This is a genomic window from Acuticoccus kalidii (genome assembly GCF_021556395.1).
In the GTDB taxonomy this organism is placed as follows: domain Bacteria; phylum Pseudomonadota; class Alphaproteobacteria; order Rhizobiales; family Amorphaceae; genus Acuticoccus; species Acuticoccus kalidii.
This window is the reverse complement of sequence record NZ_JAKGCS010000017.1, coordinates 83,917-96,183: the sequence shown is the minus strand read 5'-3', so window position 1 is coordinate 96,183 and position 12,267 is coordinate 83,917. Positions and strand designations below refer to the sequence as shown.

At 65.4% G+C, this 12,267-nt stretch carries 12 protein-coding genes; all 12 read left to right on the top strand.

The window, feature by feature from the left end:
- The first annotated feature begins 234 nt into the window (after positions 1-234).
- The 12 genes from L1787_RS10680 (at position 235) to L1787_RS10625 (ending at position 12,250) form a co-directional block, all read left to right on the top strand.
- On the top strand, positions 235-1,545 hold the full coding sequence (locus L1787_RS10680) for an ABC transporter substrate-binding protein (RefSeq protein WP_235708808.1): 1,311 nt from the start codon (positions 235-237) through the stop codon (positions 1,543-1,545).
- 92 nt (positions 1,546-1,637) lie between these two features.
- Positions 1,638-2,510 carry a carbohydrate ABC transporter permease gene (locus tag L1787_RS10675; protein ID WP_235708807.1) on the top strand — a complete coding sequence of 291 codons (873 nt, stop codon included), beginning with the start codon at positions 1,638-1,640 and terminating at the stop codon, positions 2,508-2,510.
- A 3-nt stretch (positions 2,511-2,513) separates the two neighbouring features.
- A complete protein-coding gene (locus L1787_RS10670; RefSeq protein WP_235708806.1) occupies positions 2,514-3,344 on the top strand; it encodes a carbohydrate ABC transporter permease in 831 nt (276 codons plus the stop codon).
- A gap of 6 nt (positions 3,345-3,350) precedes the next feature.
- Positions 3,351-4,349, top strand: coding sequence for an ABC transporter ATP-binding protein (locus L1787_RS10665; RefSeq protein ID WP_235708805.1), 999 nt, complete (start codon positions 3,351-3,353; stop codon positions 4,347-4,349).
- Entirely contained in the window at positions 4,350-5,123 is a 774-nt protein-coding gene (locus tag L1787_RS10660; protein WP_235708804.1) for an L-iditol 2-dehydrogenase, read from the top strand.
- On the top strand, positions 5,120-6,595 hold the full coding sequence (locus tag L1787_RS10655; RefSeq protein ID WP_235709097.1) for a mannitol dehydrogenase family protein: 1,476 nt from the start codon (positions 5,120-5,122) through the stop codon (positions 6,593-6,595). The genes L1787_RS10660 and L1787_RS10655 overlap by 4 nt, the downstream gene beginning before the upstream one ends.
- A gap of 108 nt (positions 6,596-6,703) precedes the next feature.
- Positions 6,704-7,624, top strand: a complete 921-nt coding sequence (locus L1787_RS10650) for a LysR family transcriptional regulator (protein WP_235708803.1) — start codon at positions 6,704-6,706, stop codon at positions 7,622-7,624.
- Positions 7,625-7,696: 72 nt separating this feature from the next.
- Positions 7,697-8,908, top strand: a complete 1,212-nt coding sequence (locus tag L1787_RS10645) for an amino acid ABC transporter substrate-binding protein (protein WP_235708802.1) — start codon at positions 7,697-7,699, stop codon at positions 8,906-8,908.
- 52 nt (positions 8,909-8,960) lie between these two features.
- Entirely contained in the window at positions 8,961-9,827 is an 867-nt protein-coding gene (locus L1787_RS10640) for a branched-chain amino acid ABC transporter permease (RefSeq protein ID WP_235708801.1), read from the top strand.
- Entirely contained in the window at positions 9,824-10,774 is a 951-nt protein-coding gene (locus L1787_RS10635) for a branched-chain amino acid ABC transporter permease (RefSeq protein WP_235708800.1), read from the top strand. Before L1787_RS10640 ends, L1787_RS10635 begins: the two co-directional genes overlap by 4 nt.
- Complete coding sequence (locus tag L1787_RS10630) at positions 10,771-11,535, top strand: ABC transporter ATP-binding protein (RefSeq protein ID WP_235708799.1); 765 nt, start codon at positions 10,771-10,773, stop codon at positions 11,533-11,535. Before L1787_RS10635 ends, L1787_RS10630 begins: the two co-directional genes overlap by 4 nt.
- Positions 11,528-12,250: an ABC transporter ATP-binding protein gene (locus L1787_RS10625; protein ID WP_235708798.1), complete on the top strand. Its 723-nt coding sequence runs from the start codon at positions 11,528-11,530 to the stop codon at positions 12,248-12,250. The genes L1787_RS10630 and L1787_RS10625 overlap by 8 nt, the downstream gene beginning before the upstream one ends.
- Positions 12,251-12,267 lie beyond the last annotated feature (17 nt).

The following is a 12,267-nucleotide window of genomic DNA, read 5'->3' as shown; positions in this document are numbered from 1 at the left end:
TCTTCGCGAGGAAAATGGTACCGCTCTCAAGAATGTATTGAACGATCGCGCAATTAACGATGTAGTTCCCTTAGTTTAGATGGAAACAAAATTGCCTGATTCCTTGTCGGATGTGGTTGACCGGCGGGATGAGATCAGTTTCGATCCCCGTCCTTTCATGCGTTGACAATTTGATCGCTGCATCGGCAGAGTCTGCGCATTGATAAACGCCAATATGAGATGGGGAGGACTGTTATGCGGTTGTTGCCGACCTTGATCGGCGCGACGTCGGCCGTTGCGCTCTGTGTCGCCGCCCAAGCCGAAACGATTACCATCGCCACCGTGAACAATGGCGACATGATCCGCATGCAGAGCCTTGCGGATGATTTTACCTCCAAGCACCCCGACATCCAGATCGAATGGGTGACCTTGGAAGAGAATGTTCTGCGTCAGCGCGTCACCACCGATATCGCCACCAAAGGCGGTCAATACGACGTGATGACCATCGGCACCTACGAAGTGCCGATCTGGGCGCGCCAAGGCTGGCTCGTCCCGCTCGACGATCTCGGCGACGATTATGACGTCGACGATCTCCTCCCCGCCATTCGGAACGGCCTCTCCGTCGACGGCAAGCTCTACGCCGCGCCCTTCTATGGCGAGAGCTCGATGGTGATGTATCGCAAGGACCTGTTCGAGAAAGCGGGCCTCGAAATGCCCGAGGAGCCGACCTGGGAGTTCATCGGCGAGGCGGCGCGAAAGCTCACCGACAAGAGCAACGAGATCTACGGCATCTGCCTGCGCGGTAAAGCGGGCTGGGGCGAGAACATGGCGCTCCTCACCGCCATGGCGAACTCCTTCGGCGCGCGCTGGTTCGACATGGACTGGAACCCGCAATTCGACAGCCAGCAGTGGAAGGACACGCTCAACTTCTATCTCGACCTCATGAAGGACGCCGGCCCTCCGGGGGCGTCCTCCAACGGCTTCAACGAGAACCTCGCCCTCTTCCAGTCCGGCAAATGCGGCATGTGGATCGACGCGACCGTCGCCGCCTCCTTCGTGACCAACCCGAACGATAGCCAGGTCGCCGACCAGGTGGGCTTCGCGCTGGCGCCGGACAACGGCCTCGGCAAGCGCGGCAACTGGCTCTGGGCCTGGGCGCTCGGCATTCCTGCGGGCTCCGAAAAGGTCGATTCGGCGAAGGCGTTCATCGCCTGGGCGACCTCGAAGGACTATCTGCAGCTCGTGGCCGACAAGGAAGGCTGGGCGAACGTCCCGCCGGGCACCCGCACCTCCCTTTATGAGAACCCGGACTATCAGAAGGCGGCTCCGTTCGCCGCGATGACGCTCCGCTCCATCGAGGCGGCGGATCCCGACAATCCGACGGTCGACGAGGTGCCCTATACCGGCGTGCAGTTCGTGGCGATCCCGGAGTTCCAGGGCATCGGCACCGCGGTGGGTCAACAATTCTCCGCCGCGCTCGCGGGCACGGTGACGGCCGATCAGGCGCTCGCCACCGCCCAGCAGGTCACGAGCCGGGAAATGCGCCGCGCCGGCTACCCCAAATAGGCCACGGCGCCGCATGACGGGCGCCGACCGGGCGCCCGTCCCCCCTGGCGGGCGCTTCGGCGCCTCGCATTCGTCTGTCGAGGAGCACGCTCGTGGCCACGCAACATTCCAGAGCCGCCGCACGGCTCATGATGACACCGGCCGTCATCCTGCTTTTGCTTTGGATGATCGTGCCCCTCTCGATGACGCTCTACTTCTCCTTCCTCCGGTACAACCTGTTGATGCCGGGGATGGAGGAGTGGATCGGGTTCATGAACTACGAGTTCTTCCTCACCGATCCCGCATTCTTCGCTGCTTTGACCAACACGTTGCTTCTCGTCGGTGGTGTTCTTCTGATCACCATCGTCGGCGGCGTGCTGCTCGCGCTCCTTCTCGACCAGCCGATCTTCGGCCAGGGCATCGTCCGCATTCTGGTGATCGCGCCCTTCTTCGTCATGCCGACGGTGTCGGCGCTGGTCTGGAAGAACATGTTCATGAACCCGGTGAGTGGGCTCTTCGCGTGGATCGCGAAGGGGTTCGGCCTCCAGCCGGTGGACTTTTTCGCCGAGATTCCGCTGCTGTCCATCATTCTGATCGTCGCCTGGCAATGGCTGCCGTTCGCGACCCTCATCCTGCTGACGGCGCTGCAATCGCTCGATTCGGAGCAGCTCGAGGCGGCTGAAATGGACGGCGCGCCGCCGCTGTCGCGCTTCAGGTCCATCATTCTGCCGCACCTCGCCCGCGCGATCACCGTGGTGATCCTCATCCAGACGATCTTCCTCCTCTCGGTCTTCGCCGAGATCCTCGTCACCACGAATGGCGGGCCGGGCTACGCGACGACGAACATCACCTTCCTCGTCTACGCCCAGTCGCTCCTGCAATTCGACGTGGGTGGCGGCTCTGCGGGCGGCATCGTCGCCGTGATCCTCGCCAATATCGTCGCGATCTTCCTGATGCGGATGATCGGCAAGAATCTGGACATCTGAGCCATGGCCCGTGCGATCCCCACCCGCCAAAAGATCGTCATGTCCGTCATCGCCTGGGCGATCGCGTTCCTGATCTTCTTCCCGATCCTCTGGACGATCCTGACGAGCTTCAAGACGGAGGCCGAAGCGGTCGCGACGCCGCCGTCATTCCTCTTCTTCGACTGGACGCTCGAAAATTACGTCACCGTGCAGGAGCGGTCGAATTATTTCCGCCACTTCATGAACTCGGTGATCATCTCACTCGGCTCGACCGTTGCCGGGCTCGTCATCGCGATCCCCGCGGCGTGGTCGATGGCCTTCGTGCCGGCCAAGCGCACCAAGGACATCCTGATGTGGATGCTCTCCACGAAGATGCTGCCCGCGGTCGGTGTCCTCATCCCGATCTATCTGATCTTCCGCGACACCGGCCTTCTCGACACGCGGCTCGGCCTCGTGATCGTGCTGACGATGATCAACCTACCGATCATCGTGTGGATGTTGTTCACCTATTTCCGCGAGATTCCGGGCGACATCCTCGAGGCGGCGCGGATGGACGGGGCGACGCTGCGCTCCGAGATCCTCTATGTTCTCGTGCCGATGGCGGTGCCGGGCATCGCCTCGACGCTGCTGCTCAACATCATCCTCGCATGGAACGAGGCGTTCTGGACGCTGAACCTCACGGCGGCCCGGTCGGCGCCGCTGACGGCGTTCATCGCGAGCTATTCGAGTCCGGAAGGTCTCTTCTATGCAAAGCTCTCCGCCGCATCGACGATGGCGATCGCCCCCATCCTCATCCTCGGCTGGTTCTCCCAGAAGCAGCTCGTGCGCGGCCTCACCTTCGGCGCGGTGAAGTAGGACATCATGGGCCAGATCATCCTTCAGGACGTCACCAAGCAATTCGGCACCGTCGAGGTCATCAAGCCTCTCGATCTCGATATCCAGGACGGCGAGTTCGTGGTCTTTGTCGGCCCCTCGGGCTGCGGAAAGTCGACGCTCCTGCGCCTCATCGCCGGGCTCGAGGACGTCACGTCCGGCACGATCCTCATCGACGGGCAGGACGCGACCCTGACCCCGCCGGCCAAACGCCGTCTGGCGATGGTGTTCCAGTCCTACGCGCTCTATCCGCATATGTCGGTCGCAAAGAACATCGCCTTTCCGCTGAGGATGGCCGGCCTCCCGCGCGCCGAGATCGACAAGAAGGTCAAGGCCGCCGCCGCCACCTTGAACCTCACCGACTATCTCGACAGGCGGCCCGGCCAGCTCTCCGGCGGCCAGCGCCAGCGCGTCGCGATCGGCCGCGCGATCGTGCGTGAGCCGGCGGCCTTTCTGTTCGACGAGCCGCTGTCGAATCTCGACGCGGCATTGCGCGTCAACATGCGCCTCGAAATCTCGGAGCTGCACAATCAGCTCCAGACGACGATGATCTACGTGACGCACGATCAGGTCGAGGCGATGACGATGGCCGACAAGATCGTCGTCCTCAGCGCCGGCCGGATCGAGCAGGTGGGGAGCCCGCTGGAGCTCTATCGCGCGCCGAAGAACACCTTCGTCGCCGGCTTCATCGGCTCCCCCAAAATGAACTTCATCGACGGTCGCGACGCGCAAGAGGCGGGCGCGGCGCAAATCGGCATTCGCCCGGAGCATCTGCGCCTGTCGATGGAGGAGGGCAAATGGTCCGGCCTCGTGACCGTGTCCGAGCATCTCGGCTCCGACACCTTCCTCCACGTCAATGTTGACGGGGTGGGCACGCTGACCGCCCGCTCGGACGGCGAGTTCGGCGTCCGCCACGGCGACCGCGTCCATCTCACTCCGATCGAGGAGCGGATCCACCGCTTCGACGCCGACGGAAAGGCGATCTGAATGGGCCGGCTCGACGGAAAGGCGGCCCTGATCACGGGCGCCGCCCGCGGCATCGGCCGCGCCTTCGCCGAGGCTTATGTCCGTGAAGGCGCCCGCGTCGCGATCGGCGATATCGACCTCGACAGCGCCCGCGCCACGGCCGACTCTCTCGGCGAAAGCGCGCTCGCCCTCCATCTCGACGTGACCGATCAGCGCTCGATCGACGCCGCGGTCGCGACCGCTTCCGCCGCGCTCGGGCGGATCGACATCCTGATCAACAACGCCGCCGTCTTCGACCTCGCCCCGATCGCCGAGATCACCCGCGAGAGCTACGACACACTCTTCGCGATCAACGTGTCCGGCGTCCTCTTCATGATGCAGGCGGTGGCGAAGCGGATGATCGCGGACGGGAAGGGCGGCAAGATCATCAACATGGCGAGCCAGGCCGGGCGGCGGGGCGAGCCGCTCGTCGCCGTCTATTGCGCCAGCAAGGCGGCGGTGATCAGCCTCACCCAGTCCGCCGGGCTCGACCTCGTGAAGCACGGCATCAACGTCAACGCGATCGCGCCGGGCGTCGTCGACGGCGCGCATTGGGACGGGGTCGACGCGCTCTTCGCCAAGCACGAGAAGCTGATGCCCGGCGAGAAGAAGCGCCAGGTCGGCGCCGCCGTTCCCTATGGGCGGATGGGCACGCCCGAAGACCTCACCGGCATGGCGATCTTCCTCGCGACGCCGGAGGCCGATTACATCGTCGCCCAGACCTACAATGTCGACGGCGGCAACTGGATGAGCTGATGACCCGTCTTTCCCTCGCGAATCTCCCCGAAATCGCCGGCAAAGCGGGCGTACCCACCTATGAGCGGCGTGATCTGTCGCCCGGCATTCTCCATTTCGGCGTCGGCAATTTCCACCGCGCCCACCAGGCGACCTATCTCGACCGGCTGTTCTCGGCCGGGCGCGATCATGATTTCGCGATCGTCGGCGCGGGGGTGATGCCGGGCGACGCGGCGATGCGCGAGGCGCTCGAAGGGCAGGACTGGCTGACGACGGTGGTCGAACAGTCGGCGGACGTGAGCCGCGCCCACGTCACCGGCGCGATGATCGACTTCGCGCCCGTCGCCGACGCACCGGCGATCCTGCGACGGCTCGCCGATCCGGCGATCCGCATCGTCTCGCTGACGGTGACGGAGGGCGGCTATTTCATCGATTCGTCCGGAGTGTTCGACTCCGCCCATCCGGCGATCGTCGCGGACGGCGCCAATCCCGCCGCGCCGAAGACGGTGTTCGGCCTCATCGCCGCCGGCCTCGCAGCGCGCCGTGCCGCGGGAATGGCGCCCTTCACGGTGATGTCGTGCGACAACATCCCCCACAACGGCAAGGTCGCGCGGAACGCGGTGGTCGGCACGGCCGCGCTGTCCGACCCGGCGCTTGCCGACTGGATCAAGGGTGAGGTCGTGTTCCCGAACGGCATGGTCGACCGCATCACCCCCGCGACCGGCGAGCGGGAACGCGGGCTCGCGAAGAGCGCCTTCGGGATCGACGACGCGTGGCCGGTCTTCTGCGAGGATTTCACCCAGTGGGTTCTCGAAGACACCTTCCCGACCGGGCGGCCGGCGCTCGAAGAGGTCGGCGTCGAGTTCGTCGACGACGTCTCGCCCTATGAGGCGATGAAGATCCGCATCCTCAATGGCGGCCATGCGGTGATCGCCTATCCCGCGGGCCTCATCGGCATCACCTATGTGCACGAGGCGATGGCCGAGCCGCTGATCGCCGCCTTCCTGCGCAAGATCCACGCGGACGAGATCATCCCCGTCGTCCCGCCGGTGCCGAACACCGATCTCGCCACCTACGCCAAGGAGATCGAGCGGCGCTTCGCCAACCCGAAGATCGGCGACACCGTCCGCCGCCTCTGCCTCGACGGCTCGAACCGGCAGCCGAAATTCATCGTCCCGTCGATCGCCGACCGGTTGAAGACCGGCGCCTCGATCACCGGGCTCGCGCTCGAATCGGCGCTGTGGTGCCGCTATTGCGCCGGCATCAGCGAGGAGGGGAAGATCATCGAGCCGAACGACCCCAACTGGGACCGCTTGAAGCCCCTCGCCGAAGAGGCCCGAGAGAATCCCGATGCATGGCTCGGCATGGGCGATATCTACGGCGATGTCGGCACCGCGCCGCAGATGCGCGCGGCCTTCGCCAAATCGCTCGCGATGGTCTGGAAGGACGGTACGGAAACGACGCTCCGCCGCTATCTCGACGGGACGCTCTGAGCCGCCGCCCGCGCGCCCGCAACAAGCGACATTCTCGCCCGGCCGATACCGATCGGGCGAGAGCTGCTCTAGGGTCGCGCGTCGATGTCCGCGCAAAGGTCCCCCATCGTGGAGAGCCACTATCGCTCGTTCGCCGAGGTCGTGAAGCACGGTTCGATCCGGCAGGCGGCGGACGTCTTGCACATGTCCGCCTCCTCGATCAGCCGGCAGATCCGCCAGCTCGAGCACGCCTTCGGAGCGCAGCTCCTCGTCCGCAACGCGCAAGGGGTGCGGCTCACCCCGGCGGGTGAGATCCTCGCCCGTTTCGTGCGCACCCGCAGCCGCGAGGTCCAGCGCCTCCAAAGCGCGATCGACGCGCTGAAGGGGCTGCGCGTCGGCCATCTGTCGATCCACACCGTTGAGGGGACGATCGGCGGCCTTCTTCAGAACGCGCTCGCCCGCTTCTCCACCGCCTATCCCGAGATCACGTACGACGTCGTCGTGTCCGGCACCGACGACGTCGCCCGCGCGGTGGAGGAGGACCGCTGCGAGATCGGGATCCTGTTTTATCCGCACCCACGGCCGGGCATCGCGCCGCTCCTCAGGATGCCGGCGCCGCTGTTTGCGGTGGTCGCACCGGATCACCCCTTCGCGGATCGCAAGACGCTGACGCTTGCCGAAATCGCCACGGAGCCCGTCGGTCTTCCCAACGCGACGTTCGGGATCCGCCATCTCGTCGACCACATCGTGAAGGCCGGCAATATCGAACTGAAGATCCGGCTCGAGACCAACTCGATCGACATGGCCCGCCAGTTCGGGATCTGCGGCATGGGGGTGACGTTGCTGCCGGAATTCGGCATCGAGCGCGAGCTCGAAGCGGGCAAGGTCGTCGCGATTCCGCTCGCGGAAGGCGCGGTCGCATCCTCGTCGATGCAGGTGGTCAAGCGGACCGGGATGGAGCTCAGCCCCGTCGCGGCGCGTTTCGTCAGCACGCTCGCCGACATTGCCGGGGTCTCGGGTGTTGCAAAATCTGCAACACCGCGTGCTTGAATCTCTTGTTTTAAGCACCGCTAACGAACGCTACGCTCCTCCGAATGACCCCGGCAGACTTGGAGGCGCCGAATGCTGAAAACATCTCTTCTGTCGATCCCGACCCTGGCGGTCACGCTGGCCGCAGGCCTCGCCTTCGCGGCTCCCGCCGCCGCGCAAGACACCATCCGCGTCGGCGCGCCTTTGCCGCTGACCGGCCCGCTCTCTCCCGAGGGCCTCAAGCAACAGCGCGGCTATGACCTCTGGGCCGAAACGGTCAACGAGGCGGGCGGTATCGATGTCGGCGGCACGAAGATGCCGGTCGAGATCGTGTACGTCGATTACGAATCGAACACGCCCCGCGCGGTCCAGTCGGCCGAGCGCCTCATCACCGAGGATCGGGTGAGCTTCCTCTTCTCGCCGTTCGGTTCGGGCGCCGCGAAGGCCGCGAGCAGCGTCTCCGAGCGCTACGGCATCCCGACGATCGCCGCGACTGCGTCGTCCGAGTCGGTCTACGATCAGGGCTATCAGTTCCTGTTCGGCACCTTCACCCCGAACTCGACGTTGACGACCCCGCTCACCGAGATCGTCGTCGGCGCCGACGAGGAGATCAAGACCGTCGCCATCTACGCCCGCAACGATCTGTTCCCGCTCGCCATCGCGAAGGAAATGGAAGCGTCCGCGGCGGCAAACGATCTCGAGGTCATCTCGTTCGACGAATACGCGATCGGCACGCTCGATCACGCCTCGGCGCTCACTCTGATGCGCCAGCGCCAGCCCGACTGGGTGTTCGCGACCGGCTACATCAACGATCTCATCCTGATGCGTCGCCAGATGAGCGAGCTCGGCATCCATCCGAAGGTGCTGACGATGATCGCCGGCCCCGCCTACAAGGAGTTCATCGAGGCCGGTGGCCCGCTCGCCGAGCACATTTCGAGCGCCGCCTGGTGGCACCCTTCCGTCACCTATGATGGTGAGGACATTTTCGGCTCCACCGCCGACTATGTCGCCGCTTTCGAGGCGGCCTATGACGCGATCCCGGACTATGCCGAAGCCTCGGCGAGTGCGGCGGGCGCGATCCTCCAGCTCGCCATCGAGAAGGCCGGCACGATCGACCCGCAGGCCGTGCGCGACACCCTCGCCGACCTCGACGTCACCACCTTCTACGGTCCGGTGAAGTTCGGCGAGACCGGCCAGATCGTGTCGCTCGAGCCGCCGGTCTTCCAGATCCAGGACGGCGAGGCGAAGGCGATCTTCCCCGAGGCGATCAAGCAGGCCGATCTCGTGTTCGGCGGCATCGAATAAGAACAGGGAGAAGCCGTACCGGCCCCCCGTGGGCCGGTATGGTGCCCAGCCAGTGCTTTACGCCCAGATCCTCCTCAACGGCCTCGTCCTCGGCGGGCTCTACGCGACTATCGCGGTGGGCTTTTCGCTGGTGTGGGGCGTGCTCAACGTCATCAACATCCTGCACGGGTCCTTCGTGGTCCTGGGCTCTTACATCGCGTATTTCAGTTACGTGCATTTCGGCATCCATCCCTATCTGTCGATCGTGACGGCCGGGGCGGTGCTCTTCGTGCTCGGCTATTGTCTCCAGGCCGGGCTCATCAATCGCGTGGTCGGCGCGCCGGTGTTGACGACCCTCGTCCTCACCTTCGGCCTCGACCTGATCGCCAACAACAGCATGATCCTCGCCTTCTCGGCGGATTATCGCTCGGTCACGCTCGCGAACCCGCTCGGCAGCGCGATCATCGGCGGTCTCGTGGTTCCGCTCGACCGGCTCGTCGCGACGCTTCTGGCGATCCTCCTCACCGGCATCCTCTATTTCGTCCTCGTCCATTCCCGCATCGGGCGTGCGATCATTGCCGTGCGGATGGATGCGGAGGCGGCGGCGCTGATGGGCGTGAAGGTGAAGCGGATCTACGCGATCACCTTCGGCATCGGCGCGCTGATGGCGGGGGCGGCGGGGAGTCTGCTGTCGCTGGTCTTCCCGATCTCGCCGCTCAACGGGCCGGAATTCCTCGGCATCGCGTTCGTGGTCTGCGTTTTGGGCGGGCTCGGCTCGGTGGCGGGCGCGGTCGTCGGCGGTCTTGCGCTCGGCGCGATCCAGAGCTTCGGGGCGCTGCTGTTCGGCCCGCAACACGGGCTCACGATCGCCTTCGCGCTCCTCATCCTCCTCCTGATCTTCAAGCCGTCCGGCATCATGGGACGGAGAGGCTACGAATGATCCGCATCATCCTCGTCGCGATCGTCGTCGCCCTCCTCGCGGCGCTGCCGCTGCTCGGCGACAACTATCTCCTCCGGCTCGGCACGATGTTCGGCATGTATGCCGTCCTCGCCCAGTCGTGGAACATCATCGGCGGCTATGCCGGCTATCCCTCCTTCGCCACGGCCGCCTTCTTCGGCCTCGGCGCGTATGCGGGGGCGATCCTCCAATCGGTCGGCATTCCGATGCCGCTCGCATGGATTGCGGCCTGTCTCGTCGCGGCCGTCTTCGCCGCGCTGCTCGGGGCCGCGATCCTTCACCTCAAGGGCCACTATTTCGCGATCGCGAGCCTCGTGGTGGCGGACGTCCTTCTCGAGATCACCACCTCCTGGACGTCGCTGACCGGCGGCGGCATGGGCCTCAACCTGCCCATCATCCGCATCTCGATCGACGCGCAGGCGCGGCTGTTCTTCTACGCCATGCTGTCGCTCGCCGTGCTCGCCCTCGTGATGAACTGGCTCGTCGCCAAGAGTCGCCTCGGCTTCGCGCTCAACTGCATCCGCCAGAACGAGGACGCCTCGGCGATGGTCGGCATCAACACGACGCGGGAGAAGGTCGTCGCCTTCACCCTGTCGGCCGTTCTCGTCGGCGGGGCTGGGGCGATCTACGCCTCCTGGGTCTTCTATATCGAGCCGCCCGACGTCTTCTCGGTGCTGCTCTCGGTGAAGCCCATCGTGATGACGATGCTCGGCGGTGCCGGCACCATCCTCGGCCCGGCGGTCGGCGCGGCGCTCTTCCTCGTGATGGAAGAGACCGTGTGGCGCAGCTTCCTCTCGATGCACGCGATCGTGCTCGGTCTGATCATCGTGGCGTTGATCTTCTTCCTGCCGCACGGGATCTTCGGGTTGTTCGGCCGTAAGGGCCCGGCGCGACGGCTGATCGCGCGCGGGAAGGGAGGCAAGTCATGAGCCTTCTCAGCCTGCAAGGCGTGTCCCGCCGCTTCGGCGGCCTCAACGCCCTGTCGGACGTCACGCTCGATGTCGAGCCGGGCGAAATCGTCGGCCTCATCGGCCCGAACGGGGCCGGCAAGACGACGCTCGTCAACGTCGTCTCCGGCGTCTACCGGCCGACGGCGGGGACCGTCACCTTCGACGGTCAACGCATCGACGGGATGAAGCCCTATCAGATCAGCCGGCTGGGCCTCGCGCGGACCTATCAGGTCGTGCAGCCCTTCCCGGAAATGACGGTGCTCCAGAACGTCACTGCTCCGGCCGCCTTCGCGGCCAACACGCACAGCCTCGTCGAGGCGGAGGAGAAGGCGCGCGAGGCGATCGAGTTTCTCGGCCTCGGGGCGCAGATCGATACGCCGGCGGCCGAGTTGACGCTCGCCGGCCGCAAGCGCCTCGAACTCGCGAAGAGCCTTGCGATGGACCCGAAGGTCCTCCTTCTCGACGAGGTGAATGCCGGGCTGAACCACACCGAGATCGATACGGCGCTGCACCTCATCCGCACGATCGCCGAGCGGGGTGTCACGATCATCATCATCGAGCATCTGATGAAGGTGGTGATGAATCTGTGCACCCGGATCGTCGTGCTCCATCACGGCGCGAAGATCGCGGACGGAACGCCCGAGGCGGTGAGTCACGACGAGGACGTCATCAAGGCCTATCTCGGCCGGCGTTATGCCGAACTCGCGGCGCTCCGGCGGAAGGAAGAGACGAATGGCTGATCCGCTCCTCTCCGTCGCCGGCCTTCAATCGGGCTATGGCGAGATCCGTGTCCTGTGGGGGATCGACATCACCGTCGCGTCCGGCGAGATCGTCTGCCTCGTCGGCTCGAACGGGGCCGGCAAGACGACGCTCCTGCGCACCATCTCCGGCCTCGTGAAGGCCGACGCTGGTGCGATCCGCATCGCGGGCGAGGATATCGCCGGCCGCGGCCCGGAAACGGCGCTCGCCTCGGGCATCGCGCACGTGCCGGAAGGGCGGCGTCTCTTCCGCACGATGAGCGTGAAGGACAATCTCCTGATGGGCGCCTATCTGCGCACCGGCGAGGACAAGGCGGTCGCCGAGGATCTCGACAAGGTGTTCGCGATGTTCCCGCGGCTCGCCGAGCGGCGCAATCAGGACGCGGCGACCCTCTCGGGTGGCGAGCAGCAGATGTGCGCGATCGGTCGGGGCATCATGAGCCGGCCGAAGCTCCTCATGATCGACGAGCTGTCGCTCGGCCTCGCGCCGACGGCCGTCGACATGCTGAGCGACAGCCTCAAGGCGATCAATGCCGGCGGCATCTCGATCCTTCTCGTCGAGCAGGACGTGATGAGCGCCCTCGACCTTGCCTCGCGCGGCTATGTCCTCGATCGCGGCCGGATCACCATGTCCGGCACGTCCGCGGAACTCGCCGCCGCGCCGGAGGTGCGCGAGGCCTATATGGGCGTCGCCTGACGCCCGTTCACCTTTCT